16 protein-coding genes are annotated in these 18,425 nt (G+C 71.3%); 7 read left to right on the top strand and 9 right to left on the bottom strand.

The genetic code is table 11. From position 1 onward, the window contains the following. Nucleotides 1-260 precede the first annotated feature (260 nt). From IF11_RS0113280 to ffh, 4 genes are all read left to right on the top strand, one after another. Nucleotides 261-1,553, top strand: a complete 1,293-nt coding sequence (locus IF11_RS0113280; RefSeq protein WP_030351757.1) for an ammonium transporter — start codon at nucleotides 261-263, stop codon at nucleotides 1,551-1,553. Then, nucleotides 1,550-1,888, top strand: a complete 339-nt coding sequence (locus IF11_RS0113275) for a P-II family nitrogen regulator (RefSeq protein WP_030351756.1) — start codon at nucleotides 1,550-1,552, stop codon at nucleotides 1,886-1,888. The genes IF11_RS0113280 and IF11_RS0113275 overlap by 4 nt, the downstream gene beginning before the upstream one ends. Nucleotides 1,889-1,904: 16 nt before the next feature. Then, complete coding sequence (locus IF11_RS0113270) at nucleotides 1,905-4,373, top strand: [protein-PII] uridylyltransferase (RefSeq protein ID WP_030351755.1); 2,469 nt, start codon at nucleotides 1,905-1,907, stop codon at nucleotides 4,371-4,373. 157 nt (nucleotides 4,374-4,530) lie between these two features. Continuing rightward, entirely contained in the window at nucleotides 4,531-6,057 is a 1,527-nt protein-coding gene (gene ffh / locus IF11_RS0113265) for a signal recognition particle protein (RefSeq protein WP_030351754.1), read from the top strand. A 484-nt stretch (nucleotides 6,058-6,541) separates the two neighbouring features. Here the strand turns inward: ffh and IF11_RS0113260 are convergent, their stop codons facing one another. The 9 genes from IF11_RS0113260 to IF11_RS0113220 form a co-directional block, all read right to left on the bottom strand. Continuing rightward, the gene (locus tag IF11_RS0113260) at nucleotides 6,542-7,738 is read right to left on the bottom strand and encodes a phosphopentomutase (RefSeq protein ID WP_030351753.1); all 1,197 of its coding nucleotides are present in this window, start codon (nucleotides 7,736-7,738) and stop codon (nucleotides 6,542-6,544) included. 12 nt (nucleotides 7,739-7,750) lie between these two features. After that, complete coding sequence (locus IF11_RS0113255) at nucleotides 7,751-8,911, bottom strand: alanine racemase (protein ID WP_030351752.1); 1,161 nt, start codon at nucleotides 8,909-8,911, stop codon at nucleotides 7,751-7,753. Between the two features lie 2 nt (nucleotides 8,912-8,913). Next, nucleotides 8,914-10,014, bottom strand: coding sequence for an aminotransferase class V-fold PLP-dependent enzyme (locus IF11_RS0113250; RefSeq protein ID WP_030351751.1), 1,101 nt, complete (start codon nucleotides 10,012-10,014; stop codon nucleotides 8,914-8,916). Nucleotide 10,015: 1 nt separating this feature from the next. Beyond that, a complete protein-coding gene (locus tag IF11_RS0113245) occupies nucleotides 10,016-11,008 on the bottom strand; it encodes a phosphotriesterase family protein (protein ID WP_051745860.1) in 993 nt (330 codons plus the stop codon). Nucleotides 11,009-11,044: 36 nt separating this feature from the next. Then, the gene (locus tag IF11_RS0113240) at nucleotides 11,045-12,412 is read right to left on the bottom strand and encodes a YhfT family protein (protein ID WP_030351749.1); all 1,368 of its coding nucleotides are present in this window, start codon (nucleotides 12,410-12,412) and stop codon (nucleotides 11,045-11,047) included. Nucleotides 12,413-12,446: 34 nt separating this feature from the next. Then, nucleotides 12,447-12,803 (bottom strand): DUF2620 domain-containing protein, encoded by a 357-nt coding sequence (locus tag IF11_RS0113235; RefSeq protein WP_030351748.1) that lies wholly within the window; start codon nucleotides 12,801-12,803, stop codon nucleotides 12,447-12,449. 34 nt (nucleotides 12,804-12,837) lie between these two features. After that, nucleotides 12,838-13,224, bottom strand: a complete 387-nt coding sequence (locus tag IF11_RS0113230) for a PRD domain-containing protein (RefSeq protein WP_030351747.1) — start codon at nucleotides 13,222-13,224, stop codon at nucleotides 12,838-12,840. Between the two features lie 88 nt (nucleotides 13,225-13,312). Beyond that, the gene (gene yhfZ, locus IF11_RS0113225) at nucleotides 13,313-14,251 is read right to left on the bottom strand and encodes a GntR family transcriptional regulator YhfZ (RefSeq protein ID WP_030351746.1); all 939 of its coding nucleotides are present in this window, start codon (nucleotides 14,249-14,251) and stop codon (nucleotides 13,313-13,315) included. A 123-nt stretch (nucleotides 14,252-14,374) separates the two neighbouring features. Next, on the bottom strand, nucleotides 14,375-15,256 hold the full coding sequence (locus tag IF11_RS0113220) for a class I SAM-dependent methyltransferase (protein ID WP_030351745.1): 882 nt from the start codon (nucleotides 15,254-15,256) through the stop codon (nucleotides 14,375-14,377). 205 nt (nucleotides 15,257-15,461) lie between these two features. Here IF11_RS0113220 and proS point away from each other — a divergent pair, with 205 nt between their 5' ends. The 3 genes from proS to rpsP all read left to right on the top strand — a co-directional run bounded on the left by proS (nucleotide 15,462) and on the right by rpsP (nucleotide 18,425). Then, nucleotides 15,462-16,877: a proline--tRNA ligase gene (proS, locus tag IF11_RS0113215; protein ID WP_030351744.1), complete on the top strand. Its 1,416-nt coding sequence runs from the start codon at nucleotides 15,462-15,464 to the stop codon at nucleotides 16,875-16,877. Nucleotides 16,878-17,174: 297 nt separating this feature from the next. Then, nucleotides 17,175-17,768 carry a hypothetical protein gene (locus IF11_RS0113210; RefSeq protein WP_030351743.1) on the top strand — a complete coding sequence of 198 codons (594 nt, stop codon included), beginning with the start codon at nucleotides 17,175-17,177 and terminating at the stop codon, nucleotides 17,766-17,768. A 210-nt stretch (nucleotides 17,769-17,978) separates the two neighbouring features. After that, nucleotides 17,979-18,425: a 30S ribosomal protein S16 gene (gene rpsP / locus IF11_RS0113205; protein WP_030351742.1), complete on the top strand. Its 447-nt coding sequence runs from the start codon at nucleotides 17,979-17,981 to the stop codon at nucleotides 18,423-18,425.

Below are 18,425 nucleotides of genomic sequence, written 5' to 3'. Positions count from 1 at the left end.
AGCCCGACACGGCTCCCCCGCCGCCAGGACACAGGGTGACCGCCGCGGCCGGTTTCCGATGTCCGCAGAGGGTATCCGCGGCCGGCCGCCGGGATCCGCCGGTTCATCGGCACGTAACACACAGGACGTCTTCGTCACTGCGGTGAAACATCGAGCGGCATTGGCCGAAACCGCGCTGCGCCAATCTCCTCAGCACAGTCGGCCCACACCTAGCTTGAGCATCCGCACGGGCCGTTCCGACCCACGAGGAGACGCTGGCCTTGAATGGCGCAGATACCGCATTCGTATTGATCAGTGCCGCGCTCGTCATGCTGATGACGCCCGGCCTGGCATTCTTCTACGGCGGCATGGTGCGGGTGAAGAGCGCCCTCAACATGCTCATGATGTCCTTGATCTCGCTCGGGATCGTCAGCGTGCTGTGGGTGCTTTACGGGTACTCCCTGACCTTCGGTGACGACATCGGCGCCGGTCTGCTGGGCAACTTCGACCACATCGGCCTCAAGGGCATCACGGTCGACACCCTGACCGGAGGCACGGAAGGCATTCCGGTCTTCGCCTTCGCCCTCTTCCAGCTGATGTTCGCCGTCCTCACCCCCGCCCTGATGAGCGGGGCGCTGGCGGACCGCGTGAAATTCAGCGCCTGGGCGCTGTTCATCACGCTCTGGGTCTCCGTCGTGTACTTCCCGATCGCGCACTGGGTCTGGCAGTCCGACGGCTGGCTCTTCAAGCTCGGCGTGATCGACTTCGCCGGTGGTACGGCGGTCCACATCAACGCGGGTGTCGGAGCGCTCGCCGCGGTCCTCGTCGTCGGCAAGCGGATCGGATTCAAGAAGGACCCGATGCGGCCGCACAACCTGCCGCTCGTCGTCCTCGGCGCCGGACTGCTGTGGTTCGGCTGGTTTGGCTTCAACGCCGGATCGGCGCTGGCCGCCAACGGCACCGCCGCCCTCATGGCCTTCAACACGCAGATCGCCACCGGCGCCGCGATGCTCGGCTGGCTGATCTACGAGCGCATCCGGCACGGCGCGTTCACCACGCTGGGCGCCGCCTCCGGCGCCGTCGCGGGCCTTGTCGCGATCACCCCGTCCGGTGCGGCCGTCAACCCCTTCGGCGCCCTGCTCATCGGTGTCGTCGCCGGCGCGGTCTGCTCCTGGGCGGTCAGCCTCAAGTTCAAGCTGGGCTACGACGACTCCCTCGACGTGGTCGGCGTCCACCTCGTCGGCGGTGTCATCGGCACCCTGCTCGTGGGTGTCCTCGCCACCGGTGGCGTCGGCGGACTCTCGCAGCTGGGCAAGCAGGCCGTCGGAGCCTTCTCGGTGATGGCCTACTCCTTCGTGGTCTCCTGGATCCTCGCCAAGATCGTCGATGCCACGATCGGCTTCCGCGCCTCCGAGGACGACGAGACGAGCGGCGTCGACATGGCGTACCACGCCGAGTCCGCCTACGACTACAGCGCGGTCGGGGGTTCGCCCTCGGGCCGTAGTAGCGTCGCCGCCGCCAGCCAGGACGAGACCGCCGCCGTCGCGGCGAAGATCAAGAAGGTGGACGCATGAAGCTCATCACCGCAGTCGTGAAGCCACACCGGCTGGACGAGATCAAGGAGGCCCTCCAGGCCTTCGGCGTCCAGGGGCTCACGGTCACGGAGGCCAGTGGCTACGGCCGCCAGCGCGGCCACACCGAGGTCTACCGCGGTGCGGAGTACACCGTCGACCTCGTACCGAAGATCCGTATCGAGGTGCTGGTCGAGGACGGCGACGCCGAACAGCTCATCGATGTGGTGGTCAAAGCCGCCCGTACCGGCAAGATCGGTGACGGGAAGGTATGGAGCGTGCCGGTCGACACGGCGGTCCGGGTACGGACCGGCGAGCGCGGCCCGGACGCACTTTAGAGACGGGAACGACTGGGTGACGAGCCTCGAAGAGACGACCGAACAGGCAGACTCGGGACCCAGCGGCTACGCGGCGGCCCGGCTGCGCCTCCTCCAGGAGAAGGCGCGGTCCGGGCCGCCGCGCCGTGCCGCCCTGGCCGGACTGACCGACGACTGGCTGAACGCGCTGTTCACCACCGCCGCCCTGGAGGCCGGGGTACGCGGCGCCGCGCTCGTCGCCGTCGGCGGCTACGGCCGCGGAGAACTGTCACCGCGCAGCGACCTCGATCTGCTGCTCCTGCACGACGGCAAGTCCGGTCCCGCCGCGATCGCCGCACTCGCCGACCGCGTCTGGTACCCGGTGTGGGACCTCGGGCTCGCCCTCGACCACTCCGTACGCACCCCCGCCGAGGCGCGCAAGACCGCCGCCGAGGACCTCAAGGCGCAGCTCGGACTCCTCGACGCCCGGCATGTCGCCGGGGATCTCGGCCTGGTCAGCGGCGTACGGACCGCGATCCTGGCCGACTGGCGCAACAGCGCCCCCAAGCGCCTCCCCGAACTAGACGAACTCTGCCGGGAGCGCGCCGAGCGCCAGGGCGAGCTCCAGTTCCTGCTGGAACCCGACCTCAAGGAGGCCAGGGGCGGACTGCGCGACGCCACCGCGCTGCGCGCCGTCGCCGCCTCCTGGGTCGCCGACGCGCCCCGCGAAGGGCTCTACGACGCCCGGCGCCGGCTCCTCGACGCCCGCGACGCCCTGCATCTGACCACCGGCCGCGCCACCGACCGGCTCGCCCTCCAGGAACAGGACCCGGTCGCGGCGGAACTCGGCCTGCTCGACGCCGACGCGCTGCTGCGCCAGGTGTACGAGGCGGCGCGCACCGTCTCGTACGCCTCCGACGTCACCTGGCGCGAGGTCAACCGGGTGCTGCGCTCCCGGGCCGTACGCCCCCGGCTGCGGGCCATGCTCGGCGCCAAGCCCGCCCCGGACCGCAGCCCGCTCGCCGAAGGCGTGGTCGAGCAGGACGGCGAGGTCGTCCTCGCCCGTACCGCCCGCCCGGAGCGCGACCTCGTCCTGCCCCTGCGGGCCGCCGCTGCCGCCGCCCAGGCCGGTCTGCCGATCTCGCTGCACGCCGTGCGCCGGCTGGCCGCCGCCGCGAAGCCGCTGCCGGTGCCCTGGCCCGCCGAGGCCCGTCAGGAGCTGGTCACCCTGCTCGGCGCCGGCGAGTCCACCGTGCCCGTCTGGGAGGCGCTGGAGGCCGAGGGCCTGATCACCCAGTTCCTGCCCGACTGGGAGCGGGTCCGCTGCCGGCCCCAGCGCAACCCCGTACACACCTGGACCGTCGACCGCCATCTCGTGGAGACCGCCGTCCAGGCGTCCTCGCTGACCCGCCGCGTGGGCCGTCCCGACCTGCTGCTGATCTGCGCCCTGCTGCACGACATCGGCAAGGGCTGGCCCGGCGACCACTCCGTGGCCGGTGAGGTCATCGCCCGCGATGTCGCCTCCCGGATCGGCTTCGACCGCGAGGACATGGCCGTCATCGCCACGGTCGTACGCCACCATCTGCTGCTCATCGACACCGCGACCCGGCGCGACCTGGACGACCCCGCGACCGTCAGCGCGGTGGCCTCCCGGGTCGGCTCGCTCGCCACCCTGGAGCTGCTGCACGCGCTCACCGAGGCCGACGCGCTGGCCACCGGGCCGGCGGCCTGGTCGTCCTGGCGCGCCTCGCTCGTCAACGAACTCGTCGCGCGCGTGGCCGCCGTCCTCGCGGGCGACGCCGTCGCCGAGCCGGAACCGGCCGCGCCCAGCGCCGAACAGGAACGGCTGGCCGTCGAGGCGCTGCGCACCGGCGGTCCCGTACTGGCCCTGCACGCCCAGACCGAGGCCCCGCAGGACGACGGCGAACCGGAACCCGTCGGCGTCGAGCTGCTCATCGCCCTGCCCGACCAGCCGGGCGTGCTGCCCGCCGCGGCCGGGGTGCTCGCCCTGCACCGGCTGACCGTACGCGCGGCCGATCTGCGCGCCGTCGAGCTGCCCGCGGAGCTCGGCAAGGACACCGGACAGGGGACGAAGACCACCGAGGTGCTGCTGCTCAGCTGGCGGGTGGCCGCGGAGTACGGCTCCCTGCCGCAGGCCGCCCGGCTGCGCGCCGATCTCGTACGGGCCCTCGACGGCTCGCTCGACATCCCGTCCAGGCTCGCCGAGCGGGAGGCCGCGTACCCGCGCCGCCGGGGTGTCACGGCCCCACCGCCCCGCGTGACCGTCGCGCCGACCGCCTCCCAGCTCGCGACGGTCATCGAGGTACGCGCCCAGGACGCACCGGGGCTGCTGCACCGCATCGGCCGCGCCCTGGAGGAGGCGAAGGTACGGGTGCGCAGCGCGCATGTGTCCACGCTGGGCGCGAACGCGGTCGACGCGTTCTATGTGACGAACGACCGGGGCCGGCCCCTGCCCGAGAGGGCCGCCGCCGAGCTGGCCCGCGCGGTGGAGGCGGCGCTGCGCTGACGGACTGCCCCGTCCGCGCTCCGTACGCCTCGGTTATCCACAGGGCAGACCGCACCGGGCGCGGCCGGATACCCTGGGGGACGGTCTGTCCTAAGCGGCGCGCAGCTGCGCGGGACGGCCCCCTCATCCGCTCCCGACCTGAGGATCCGCGACCACCGTGTTCGACACTCTCTCCGACCGCCTCGCAGCCACATTCAAGAGCCTCCGGGGCAAAGGGCGCCTCAGCCCGGAGGACATCGACGCCACGGCCCGCGAGATCCGTATCGCCCTGCTCGAAGCCGACGTCGCGCTGCCCGTCGTCCGCGCCTTCATCGCCAAGGTCAAGGAGCGCGCGGCGGGCGTCGAGGTCTCCCAGGCGCTGAACCCGGCGCAGCAGGTCATCAAGATCGTCAACGAGGAGCTCATCGGCATCCTCGGCGGCGAGACCCGCGTCCTGCGCTTCGCCAAGCAGCCGCCCACCGTGATCATGCTCGCGGGTCTCCAGGGCGCCGGTAAGACCACCCTCGCCGGAAAGCTCGGCCTCTGGCTCAAGGGCCAGGGCCACACGCCCCTGCTCGTCGCCTGTGACCTCCAGCGCCCCAACGCCGTCACGCAGCTTTCCGTGGTCGCCGACCGCGCGGGCGTCTCGGTGTACGCGCCCGAGCCGGGCAACGGGGTCGGCGACCCGGTCAAGGTCGCCAAGGACTCCATCGAGTACGCGAAGACCAAGCAGCACGACGTGGTCATCGTCGACACCGCGGGCCGCCTCGGTATCGACGAGGAGCTGATGAAGCAGGCCGCGGACATCCGCGACGCCGTCAGCCCGGACGAGGTCCTCTTCGTCGTCGACGCGATGATCGGCCAGGACGCGGTCAACACCGCGGAGGCCTTCCGCGACGGCGTCGGCTTCGACGGCGTGGTCCTCTCCAAGCTCGACGGCGACGCCCGCGGCGGCGCGGCGCTCTCCATCGCGCATGTCACCGGCAAGCAGATCATGTTCGCCTCGAACGGCGAGAAGCTGGACGAGTTCGACGCGTTCCACCCGGACCGCATGGCGTCCCGCATCCTCGACATGGGTGACCTGCTCACCCTCATCGAGCAGGCGGAGAAGACGTTCAGCCAGGCCGAGGCCGAGAAGATGGCCTCCAAGCTGGCGAGCAGCAAGGGCAAGGACTTCACGCTCGACGACTTCCTGGCGCAGATGGAGCAGGTCAGGAAGATGGGCAGCATCAGCAAGCTGCTCGGCATGCTCCCGGGCATGGGGCAGATCAAGGACCAGATCAACAACATCGACGAGAAGGACGTGGACCGCACCGCCGCGATCATCAAGTCGATGACCCCGGGGGAGCGTCAGGACCCGGTCATCATCAACGGCTCACGCCGGGCCCGGATCGCGCGGGGTTCCGGCGTCGAGGTCAGTGCGGTGAAGAACCTGGTGGAGCGGTTCTTCGACGCCCGCAAGATGATGTCGAAGATGGCGCAGGGCGGCGGGATGCCGGGGATGCCGGGCATTCCGGGGATGGGCGGCGGGCCCGGCCGTACGAAGAAGAAGACGAAGCAGGCGAAGGGCAAGCAGCGGTCGGGCAACCCGATGAAGCGCAAGGCGGAGGAGCAGGCGGCGCTGGCGCGGCGGGAGGGGTTGCCGGCCGGGGGCCAGGACGAGCCGTTCGAACTCCCGGACGAGTTCAAGAAGTTCATGGGCTAGTCCGCGGTGCGCCTCCCGGCGGGGGGTCGTGGTGCGGGTTGCGGTTTCGTACGGCTGGTGCCGGGGTCCGGGGCCTCCGGAGGTACATGTCCGGACGGCATGCTGTGTTTTCCCGGGGGACACCCCCGGACCCCCGTACGTCGCGACTCCGGCCACAGTCAGAAGACCGGGCGTTCGCGCGCCACACATCACGCTTTAGTGTCCGGACACGCACCTCCTCCGACCCCGCCCCCCTCCCGCCGGTGGTCGCCCGCAACCCGGCGACCTTGTGGGGGGTGCGGGGGTGGGTGCGGCCCGGTGGTCCCGGCTACTCGCCGTCCCGGCGGGCGTGAGTGGGCGGGTGCGGGACGATTTCGTCCGCCTCGTGCACGGCCGCGTGGGTCGGTGGCGGGAGGGGGTCGGGGTCGGAGGAGGTGCGTGTCCGGACGTAAAGCGTCGCAGCTCGCGCGAAGCGCGGTGAGGAAAGCAGTCCCGGAAAGACGGCTCAGCCCGAGACCACCTGGCCCCCGCGCATGCGAAGCCACGCATCCGCGCCCACCTCCGCCAGCGTCCCCGCGTCCGGCCGTAGTTCAGGCCCCGCCCCGTCCGGGCTGTACGTCAGAACCGGGACGTACTCGCGCGTGTGGTACGCGTGGCCGATCGTCGGGTCGTTGCCGTGGTCGCCCGTCACCGTCAGCCTGTCGCCCGCCCCGGACAGCAGCCCGAGCAGCGCCGACAGCCCCGCGTCGGTCTGCTCCAGGATCCGCCCGTAGCGGTCGGTGTCCTGCTGGTGTCCGGCGAGGTCCGTCTCCTGGACGTTGGTGACGATGAGCCCGTCGCCGGGGGCGCGGACCGCCTCCAGCGTGTGGGCGAGAACCTCCGCCGTGCCGACAGCCGGCCGCCGTACGGCGGCATCGCACGCCAGGATGTCCGCGGCCTTGCCGACCAGCGTCACCGGGATGCCCGCACGGGCCGCCAGGGCCGGGAGTTGGCGGGTGTGGTCGATGTCCGCGCCCAGGTGCCGCACTTCGAGCCCGCCGTTGCGGTAGAAGCCGCTCGCCGGGGTGTCCAGGCCGACCGTGCCGCCGTCCCCGTCGCGTACGTACGCGCTGAGGGGCCCGTCCGCGTGGCCGCCGACCGCGATGACGCGGGCGACGGGCGCCACGGTCCGTACCGTACGGGCGATCGCGAGGATCCGGTCGAAGGGCAGGTCGTCCAGGCGGCCCGAGGCATTCCAGTTGATGCCCGGGTCGGCCTCCAGGTTGTCGTGGACGAGTACCGCGTCGTCGACGAGGAGCAGGGGCCGGCCGTCGAGCGGTTCGGCGCGGTGGCCGGCCGCGGACAGGGCCGAGATCACCTCGGGGAGATGGTCGGCCAGCCGGGCCACCGTGACGCGGCTGAAGTCCGCGCCCATCATGGTCTGGTGGCCCGCGTACGTGTCCGCGCCCGGGTAGCCGAGCGCCGCGCGGCCCGCCGTCACCGGCAGCCGGGTGGACCGGGCCAGGTCGGGGTGCGGATGGACCAGGCCGAGGCCGAGTTGTCCCAGCGCGGGCAGCCGCAGCGGGCGGCCCAGGGACGCGCGGCAGTGGTCCAGTACGTGCCCACAGGTGTCGGCCGCGATATCGCCCGGCCGCAGCGCCCCCGCGTCCGGCATCGCGCCGATCCCGAATCCGTCGATGACGAGGATGACGGTCTTGCTCATGGCGGTGGCTCCTTACAGGGCCCGGCCCCGCGCGTCGTACAGACCGGTCAGCCGGGGTTTCCCGGTCGAGAGGCCGGTGACGACCGCGACGGTCGAGCGGGTGACGAAGATCTGCGTACGGAAGGCGAGTACGGCGGTGTCGCCGGCCCGCACCTCGCCGGAGGGGGGCGCGTCCAGCAGCCGGTAGTAGTCGATGTTCTCGGCGGGGGCGCCCTGGACCGGAAGGCGCAGACCCGTGCGCGGCAGCAGGGCGGTGCCGATGCCCGCGCGGCCGTAGAACCCGCCGCCGTGGAGCGCGGGCCGGCCGTCCGCGAGGGTGTGGGCGACCTCGCTGACGTACACGTAGGCGGGGCGCTCCGGCTGGTGCGGGTCGACCGCGTGGAGCGGGGTGGTGCCGGTGAGGGCGTGGCCCGGCTCGCCGTGCGTGGCGCCCAGTTCGGCCAGCAGCGGCAGCGTCGCCATGGAGGTGGCGCTCGGGGCGCTGAGCGCGACCGGGTGGTGGCCGCGGGCGGTGAGCAGTTCCCGCGCCTTGAGGGCGAGTTCGAAGTTGGGGGTGGGGGCGGGGAGGCCGGTGACCGGGTCGCACAGGACGCAGGGGAACGCGGTGACCCCCGCGATACGGATCGACGGCAGCTGTTCGGCGGCGGACGCGAACTCGTCCAGCGCGTCCAGTGGCACGCCCCCTTCCTGGCCCGGGTAGACGGAGCCGGGGACGCCTTCGAGGCGTACGAACACGTCCTGTACGTAGCCCAGTTCAGCGGCGGCCTCCGAGACGGCCCGCGCGTTGGCGAGGTCGAAGACGGTCACCGCCTCGGGCCGCCAGGCGAGCATCTCGGGCAGGTCGCGGCGGGGAATCTGCACGAGATGGCCGAGGTTGCCGGCCCGCGCCCCGGCGGCGTGCAGGGTGCGGGCCTCGGAGGGGTCGATCGCGGCGAACCGGGGGATGTGCCGGGCGACCGCCCGGATCAGCGCGGGGTTGCGGCCGAACTGTTTGACCACGAACCACAGCGAGAGCCCGAGCCGCTCGGCCTCGGCCGCCAGCAGCGCGGCGTTGCCCTCGACGGCGTCCGCGTCCATGACGTAGGTGTCGGGCGGGATGGCACCGGAGCGGTGCAGCGCGGTCGCCGTGTCGACGAGCGCGGGGTTGCGGGTGAGGACGGTGTCCAGGAACACGATCAGCCCTTCAGGTCGTGCAGCGAACGGCGGAGGATCTCGATCACGAGATCGGCTCCGGCCCGCATCGGGTTGATCCGTACGGTCCAGTCGGCGAGTCCGGGGTCGTCGTCGAGCGATGAGCCGGACATCCGGTAGACCAGCGGCGCGATCTCGTAGCGGGAGTTGGAGCCCACGGGATAGGGCGCGGCGCCGTGCCGCGCGGCGACGGCGGGCAGCTCACGGGCGACCGGGCGGTCGAGCCGTACCAGCAGACAGCGGTCCTGGGCGTTGGCGATCCGTACCTCGGCGACGCCCGGTACCTCACCGGCGGTCAGCCGCTCCGCGATCTCCGCGCCCACCCGGGACTGGAGCGCCCACAGGACGGGGACGCGGGTGAGGGCGCGTAGCGCGTCGAGCGCCTGGTGGCCCTGGACCTGGCCGCCGCCCGAGTAGTTGTCGGCGCGGATGTGTGCGATGAGATCGCGGGCGCCGACGACCACGCCGACGCCTTCGGGGCCGTGCAGTTTGAAGAGGGAGAAGCAGGAGGCGTCCGCGCCCAGTTCCACCCCGGAGGCGGGGACGCGCATCACCGCGTAGTTGTCGTCGACGACCGTACGGACCCCGGCGGCCCGGCAGGCCGCGAGGACCTCGCCCGGATCGTAGGAGTCGGCGAGCCGCTGCCGGCTGTGCTGGACGTACGCCCACGAGAAGGCGCCGGACTCCAGGGCCCGCCGGAGCGCCGTACGGTCGTTGAAGTCGGCCTCGGTGGTACGGACCCCGAGGCCGCGCAGAGTGACGGCGGTCGTCCGGTAGACCGGGGCCCGGTGGATCAGCAGCGGGTCGCCGGGGGAGACGGCCGCGCCGAGTGCGGCGCGGATCGCGCCCGTACCGGCGCCCTGCACGAGCGCCGCGTCCTCGGCGCCGAAGTAATCGGCGAGTACGGCCTCGACGCGCGCGGTCGTACGGGGGCGGCCGAGACCCGGTACGACACCGGCGTCCGCCTCGAAGAGCTGCGGTCCCTCGAAGTGCGCGGCGGTGCACTCCAGGAGCCGGAACTGCCGCTGGGCCGCATCCTCCAGGGTGACGGTCGCCAGCGGGAAGGTCCGCGGGAGCACGGGCATCTCAGATCTCCTCGGTGTCGGACTCGGTGTCGGTGTTGGCGTTGGTGGCCGGGGCGTCGTCGTCCGTGTCGGCGCCGGTCAGGAAGCGCAGCGGATTGCGCCGGGTCATCAGGTCGATCAGTTCGTCGTCCACGCCCGCCGCGCGCGCCTTGGGCAGGAAGGACCGGAAGAGATGCCCGTACCCCTGGCCGCCCTCCGACTCCAGATAGCCGTGGCGCGAGATGTCGCAGCTGAGCAGGACACGGTCCCCGTGACCGGCCTCCAGCAGGGCGAGCAGCAGCCGCAGCCGGGTGTCGTCGCTCTGGTAGGACTCCTTGCCGACGGTGTCGAAGGCGACATACGCGCCGCTCGCGGCCAGTTCGCGGTGGACGGCGGGGTCGTCCAGCAGGTCCTGGTGGCCGAGGCAGATCCGGTGCGGTGCCAGGCCCGTACCGGTGAGCAGTTCGAGCTGGGCGAGTCCGCCGCGGCCGAGCTGGGCGTGGGTGGCGACCGACAGACCGGTGGCGACGGCGGCGTGCGCCGAGGCGAGCAGCGCGCGGCTCTCCGGCTCGCTGGGCCGCTCGCCGTGGCTGCCGATCTCGCCGAGGACGCCGGGGCGGATCCCGGTGGAGTCGAGCCCGTCGGTGATCTCCTGGACGAGGGTCGCGGTGAGCTGTTCGACGGGCGTGCCGCCGATCTCGTCCGGATGGAACGGCTCGTAGTACCAGCCGGTCGACGCGACCACCGCGACCCCGGACTCCGCGGAGATACGGGCCAGGGCGAGCGGATCGCGGCCCATGCCCCGGCAGGTCAGCTCGATGACCAGGGAGAGCCCGAACTCGGCGCGCAGGGAGGCCAGCTCGGAGGTGACCGTGTCCAGATGGCGCCCGGCGTCGAGGACGGCGGCGCCGTCGCCCGTACGGTCGAGATCGAGGACGAGATGTTCATGGGGGAGTGCCGGGCCGCGCACGGCGGAGACGGGCAGCGGCCCGGCGACGGTGGTGAGATGAGGCATGGGGTGCGGGTGCCTTCCTGGCGCGCCTGTCCCGGGTCAGCCCTTGACGGGGGTGAACAGGTCCAGCCAGTAGAGGATGTTGAGGAGAACGCCGCCGACGATGACCGCCGCGGGCGCCGCCGCCATCCGCACCACGGGCCTGCCCATCGCCTCGTTGAGGAGATAGAGCCCGCCGACGATGAGGATCGCGATTCCGCCGCCCATGACATTGGCCGCCAGCAGTGAGCCGAAGAGGATGGCCAGTTGCAGGGTGTCGCTGATGGCGCTCCGCAGATGCTCGGAGGAGTCGCGCACGCTCGGCAGCTTGCCCAGGACCCGGCCGATGGAGGACAGGGCCAGCACTTCGAGGGCGAAGACCACGGCGCCGACGACGGCCGCCAGGACCGGGTTCGGCAGCAGATAGCCGATGGGGTAGACGAGCGTGAAACCGGCGATGCCGTACGCGCCCGAGGCGAGCGCGGTCGTCGCGATCAGCGGGATGAAGCCGAAGACCCGGTAGAAGTCGACCTGGGCCGCCTCGCTGTACTGGCCCTTGGCGATCAGGAAGCTGGTCGCCTCGCCGCCGCCGAAGATATGCATCTGCGCCAGCACACAGACTCCGGCGCCCAGCACCATGAACAGCGGCAGATACCGGCGCAGCCGTAGTGCGCTGGCGCTGAAGAGCGAGGCCATCGGATCGTCTCCGGCCGCCCCCTGTTGCCCCGTCCCCGAGGTCTCCTCGCCGGCCGCCAGCGCGGCGGCCCGGTCCGCGTTGCGCTGGAGCAGGTCCTTCCGGACGGCGAAGCCGATGAGCAGCAGCACACCGGCCGCCATCGCCAGTGAGCCGGCGAAGACGTTGGGCCAGAGCTTCATCGTCATGATCACGAGCGCCAGTTCCAGTACGGCGGCGAGGCCGCCGCGCAGCCGCCCGAACTGCTTGGTGATGGCGAGCACCGGGAAGAGCGTGAACAGGAAGAGGATCGGTGTCGACATCTGCTGCATCGCCGTCAGGAAGTCGACGGGCAGATCGTGCGCCACATCATTGGCCCCGTTGAGGCCGAAGACGACCACCGCGCCCCAGGCGCCGCCGAGCAGCGGCGCGAGCCACTTCCTCGGCGCGAGGATGCCCAGGATGTCGGTGGGGAGGAAGAGCAGCCAGGGGTTGAGCACACCGCTGGACAGCGCCATCGGGGCGCCGAGGCCGAAGATGAAGCCCGCCGAGAGGCCGAAGGAGACCGCGGTTGTGGCGGTCCTCTTGGAGCGTCCCTGGATGAAGTCGAGCATGAAGGGGCGTACGCCGTCGTTGAACACGGCCAGCGCCATGTGCGAGATGAAGGCGGTCAGCGCGCACAGGGCTATGACAAAAAGCTTCTGCGTCAGCGAGAAGTCCAGACTGGTACTCGCTGCGAGGACGGTGCTGCTCACGGGGTCTCTCCTCCGGTCCCTGGCAGGTCTTCGGTCAGCCGCGCGCGGCGATCGCGCGGGCCATGAGCGGGGCGATCACATCGATCTGGTCGATGGCGAAACCGAAGACCTTCTTGCCGTCCGCCAGCAGGGCGGTGACCTCGTCCTCGGCGGGGACATGGCGGCCGAAGGTGTGGCAGAGCGGCCGGCCGAGCAGGCCGACCAGGATGCCGAGGGAGGCACCGGCGCCGGTGTGACAGGTGCCGAGGTAGTAGTCGGCCTGTCCGGCGCGGAGCTTCATCGCGGCGTCCATGTCGTTGGAGACCGTGATCTCCAGGCCGTCGAGGGCGAGTCCGGAGACGGTGTGCGCGACCTCGGTCTTGCCGACGCCGCCGGTGAGGATCTTCGTCATGGCTGGGTCCTTCGCGCTACGAGTGGGATGAGACCTACGAGTGGTGTGAGGCGGGGGAGTTCTGGGCCAGTACGGCGAGATGCAGGCCCAGGAAGTTGATCTCGGAGTCGGGGAGCGGAGCGCCCAACTCCCGTTCGGCGCGTACGGAGACCGCGCGGGCCCGGGCCACGGCCTCGGGATGTCCGGCGAGTTCGGCCGCCACCTGCTCGTCGGTCCTGAACTCCTCGATCGGCGCGCCGTCGAGCAGCCGGTCGAGGGCCATCATCAGATGGCTGGTGAGCATGCCCGCCGTGGCTTCGGTGACGGTATGGCCCTCGGCGGCAAGGGAGTCAAGCTCCTCGGTCACGAACGCGGCGACCTCCGGCCGGACCTGACCGCTCTCGCGGAACAACTGGACGCGGAGGGCGAGCTGGTCGTCCATGGTCCTCCTTTCGACAGTAACCAGGATTTTGTATTTTGAGCCGACGCGTCGACTCCGGGGTGTCCTTTCGCGCGGGCCGGCGGGGCGGTCAGTACGAGGGTGTGCGCTCACCGCGCAACACCTCGGCCTGGAGGGTGGTGACGACCGACAGATCGAGGGACTCCCGTACGGCGCCGAGCGCCTTCGCCCCCTCCGTCCTGCCGATGATCGCCGCGCTGGAGTTGCGCAGCGACAGATCGCGGGTGACCTCGTCGCCGAGCGGCAGGACGTCCACGCTCATCCCGAGCAGCCCCTGCACCTCATCGAGGTTCCAGACGGTGGCGTCGGCCAGATTGTGTTCGAACAGCTCGCGCAGCTGCATGTACGACGCCTCGATCCACTCGATGTCCGAGCGCCCGGCGAACGCGCGCTCGGCGAGCATCCGCTGATCCTCGGAGGCGTGGTCGACGGCGACGCGCAGCCCCGGGGTCTCCGGGTCCGAGCCGCGCCGCAGCAGCAGACCGTGCGCCCCGACATAGGTGGCCGGGCCCAGATCCGCGACCAGCTCGACCGGATGGTCCTCGATCAGCCGGTCGGCAGCGAAACGCGAGAGGACGACGAGATCGACCTTGCCTTCGAGGAGCGCGGTCGTACGGGCGCCGGCGCCCCGCATGAAGGTGATCGCGAAGGGCGCGCCCGCCTCCTCGAAGGCGGCGCGCAGCCCGGTCGCCAGCCCCTCGTACCGGCGGGAGTACGGCAGCGGCATCGCGGCGAGGAGCGTGCCGAGCCCGGAGAGCCGCCACAGTATCGAGCGGTCCGAGCGGACGAGGAAGGTGCCGAGATGGCCCCGGGCCGTCGTCTCGATCGCCTCGGCGTTCTCCAGCAGCTGGAGCGCCGCCTGGACGGTGCCGTTCCCGACGCCCAGCTCCACGGCGAAGTCCCGGACGCGCGGCAGCCGGGTCTCCGGCTCGTGGTTCAGCAGGAGGACCGCCAGCTGCCGGGCCGCGAGGCCGTTGCGGGTCAGGAAACGCTCGTCGAAGCCAGTCACGGATGAGACAGTAAACAGAATTCTGGATACTGTCCAGGGTTTCGTAACGGTCCGTTTCCGATCCGTTTCCGGGCGGGCGACCGACCGGTTGGCCGGGGGCCACGCGGATCAGGACCGCGGGTCTCAGGGCGTACGGGCGATCAGATACCGGAAGACATTCGGCATCCAGACCGTGCCGTCACGGCGCAGATGCGGATGGAGCGCCTCGCCGATCTCCTTCTCCACCAGCCGGCGGTTCGTCGTCCGGATCGCACCGTCGAACACCCCCGTCGACAGCAGTCCGCGGACCGCGCTCTCCTGGTCCGCGTATCCGAACGGGCAGGCCACCCGCCCCGAACCGTCCGGCTTCAGACCGGCCCGCGCCGCGACCTCCTCCAGATCGTCGCGGTGCCCCGGCCGCCGGGCGCCCTTGCGCGGACGGTCGCTCAGCCGGCCCGCGATCCGCAGCACCCCGTCCGTGGCGCAGCGCTCCGGCGGGCCCCAGCCCGCGAGCACCACGGGCGTGCCGCGCCGGGCCAGTGGTATCGCCTCGTCGAGCGCCGGTCCGAGTCCCTTCGCGTCGCCCGCCACGGAGCCGATCGGCTGGAAGGCGGTGATCAGGTCGTACGGTGAACGGCCGGGCCCCGGCGCGGCGTCGGCCATCCGGTCCACCGGCAGCAGCGTGCCCGTATCGGCAGCCCGGTCCGCCCGGCCGTCCCGCTCCAGATCGGCGCGGAGCCGTTCGCGGGCCAGCGCCAGCCGCTCGCGATCGGAGTCGACACCGGTCACCCGCGCACCCCGCGCGGCCGCGAGCAGCAGGGCCAGCCCCGAGCCGCAGCCGAGACCGAGCACCCGGGTCCCGTTGCGGACCTCCAGGCGCTCGTACACCGCTTCGTAGAGCGGCACCAGCATCCGTTCCTGGATCTCGGCCCAGTCGCGGGCCCGCGCGCCCGCGTCGGCGGAAACCGCCGGTGCCGTGCCCGCGTGCGCGAGCCGCTGGTGATGCCCGCCGAGCGTACGTGTCATGGATAGCGCCCCAATCCGCCGAGAGGTCGGTCGTGCCCTGAAGGACAGCCCCCCGTGTACGTGCGCGCGTTCTTCCCCCGTTAAGCCAGAGAACTCCGCATCCGTGCCCGCGTCCAGTGGGCGGCGGGCAAAGCGTGTATGCCCCGGGCGTGCGCCCCCGCGCGCATGGCCGGTTCCTTTTGTCCGAGCCCGTACGATGCCCGCCATGGCGAAGGCACCTGTTCTCACGCCCCGGGCGGACGACTTCCCCCGTTGGTACCAGGATCTGATCAACAAGGCCGAACTGGCCGACAACGGGCCGGTGCGCGGCACGATGGTGATTAGGCCATATGGGTACGGTCTGTGGGAGCGGATGCAGCAGGAGCTGGATACCCGCATCAAGGCCGCCGGCGCCTCGAACGCGTACTTCCCGCTCTTCATCCCGCAGTCGTATCTGACCCGGGAGGCGGCGCACGTCGAGGGTTTCGCGCCCGAACTGGCGGTCGTCACGCACGGCGGCGGCAAGGACCTGGAGGAGCCGGTCGTCGTACGGCCCACCTCCGAGACGATCGTCAACGAGTACTTCGCCAAGTGGGTGCGCAGCTACCGCGATCTGCCGCTGCTGATCAACCAGTGGGCGAATGTCGTCCGCTGGGAGATGCGCCCCCGCGTCTTCCTGCGCACCACCGAATTCCTCTGGCAGGAGGGCCACACCGCCCATGCCACCTACGAGGACGCCAGGGACTACGCCGCGCACATCCACCGGAACGTCTACGCGGACTTCATGACCGAGGTCCTCGGGATCGATGTCGTCCTGGGCCGCAAGACCGCGCGCGAGCGCTTCGCCGGGGCCGTCAACACCCTGACGCTGGAAGGGATGATGGGCGACGGCAAGGCCCTCCAACTGGGCACGAGCCATGAGCTGGGGCAGAACTTCGCGAGGGCCTTCCACACCCGGTACCTGTCGAAGGAGGGCACCGAGGAGCTGGTCTGGCAGACCTCCTGGGGCGCCTCGACCCGGATGGTCGGCGGACTGATCATGTCGCACGGCGACGACGACGGACTGCGCGTCCCGCCGCGCCTCGCCGCCGTCCAGGCCGTCGTGCTGGCCATCAAGGGCGACGAGCCGGTCCTGGCAGCCGTCCGCGAGACCGCCGACCGCCTCCGGCTCGCCGGTGTCCGCGTCCAGGTCGACGACCGCACGGACATCCCCTTCGGCCGCCGGGCCGTCGACTGGGAGCTGAAGGGTGTGCCCGTACGGATCGAGATCGGCCCCCGCGACCTGGAGAACGGCACCGCGATGCTCGTACGCCGGATCCCGGGCGGCAAGGAGCCGGTGGCCGTCGGGGACCTCGCCGGGCTGCTGCCCACGGTCCTGGAGGACGACCAGGCGCTGCTGCTGACGGAGTCCAGGGCGCGCCGCGAGGCCCGTACCGCCGATGTCTCCACCGTCGAGGAGGCCGCCGAGGCCGCCGCGGCGGGCGGTTGGGCACGCATCCCCTGGGCGACGCTGGGTACCCGGGGAGAGGCGGCTCTCGCTGAGCGCGGAGTCTCCGTACGGTGTCTGGTCGCCGAGGACGGGGCGGTGCCGGAAACGGATGATGAGGCGGGTAGTGTCGCCATTGTGGCCCGCGCGTATTGAGCGCATCCGTCACCAGGAGTCCATCGAGTCCCCTGTCGGAGCCACCAGCGCGGCGGAGCCACTCTTCAAGAGGCGACGCCCCTCTTCTTCAAGAGGAAGCGCAGGTGTACGTAGATCGTCTACGCGTCGAAGCGTACGAGGCGCTACGTACCACCTTGGTAGGAGCTGTGAGACTTCTCCGCAGATCAGCGCACCCGCCCTCGTCCGGACGCATCAATGGCAACTGACGGGTACGTGCAAATTATTTGGGATGCCCCGTAATGGAACCCGGGAGGGTTCCGGCTCGTTGTTCACGACGTGAGCACGACACCACCTGTTCTCGCCGCAGAGCTGGCGCAGGCGTGGGCCGATATTCAGCGGTCCCACCCCGAGCTGCCGGATCTTGCCGCGCCAGAGTCCCTGATCGGAGAGTCGTCGTCCGCCTGTGGCGCCGAGCTCTCTTTCGAACGACTGCTTCACGAAGCGGTCCATGGCATCGCCGCGGCCAGAGGTGTCCGCGACACCTCGCGGGCGGGCCGCTACCACAACCGCCGATTCCTGGCGATCGCGGAGGAGATGGGCCTCGACCATCCCGAGGAGCCGCATCCCAGCAGCGGTTTCTCCCTGGTCTCGCTCAGCCCCGAGGCGAAGCGGCGGTACCGCCCCACCATCGAGCGATTGCAGCGCGCCCTCAAGGCGCACACGGTCGCGACGGCCGCCGATACCAAGCGCAGCTTCCGCGGTCCGGCCGCCAGACACGGTTCGTCCGGCGGCGGGGTACGCGTCAAGGCGGTGTGTGACTGCGGGCGGAACGTACGGGTCGTACCGTCGGTCCTCGCCCAGGCCCCGATCGTCTGCGGCGGCTGCGGCAAGCCCTTCCGTATCCCCGAAGTGGTCGGCGCCGCGGGCTGAGCGACCGGCCGCCCCGGCCGCTGCCGGACCCTGCCCGCCGCCGGGTCATGGCCGGTCGCGGGCGTATGGCAGAATGGCCAGCTGTACTCGACAGTCGCACAGGACCCCTCTCTCCTCCGGCTGACGCGTCCATCGGGCGGATCGGGTACCGCAACCCCACGCGGCATCCCGTTGTGCCCAACCACGTCAAGACCAGGAGACACCACTCCAGTGGCAGTCAAGATCAAGCTGAAGCGTCTGGGCAAGATCCGTTCGCCTCACTACCGCATCATCGTCGCCGACTCCCGTACCCGCCGTGACGGCCGGGCCATCGAGGAGATCGGTCTGTACCACCCGGTGCAGAACCCCTCGCGCATCGAGGTCGACTCGGAGCGCGCGCGTTACTGGCTGTCCGTCGGCGCCCAGCCGACCGAGCCGGTTCTCGCGATCCTCAAGCTCACCGGTGACTGGCAGGCGCACAAGGGCCTGCCGGCCCCCGCGCCGCTGCTCCAGCCGGAGCCGAAGGCCGACAAGCGCGCCCTCTTCGAGGCCGCCGCGAAGGACGCCGGCGACGAGCCCAAGGGTGAGGCGATCACTCAGAAGGCGAAGAAGTCCGACAAGAAGGCCGACGAAGCCGGGACCGGGTCCTCGGCCGCCGCCGAGTCGACCGAGGCCTGA

It is taken from the genome of Streptomyces scopuliridis RB72 (assembly GCF_000718095.1).
GTDB classification, from domain to species: Bacteria; Actinomycetota; Actinomycetes; order Streptomycetales; family Streptomycetaceae; genus Streptomyces; species Streptomyces scopuliridis.
Note: the sequence above shows the minus strand (reverse complement) of the source record. Positions and strands in the feature narration are given on the sequence as shown.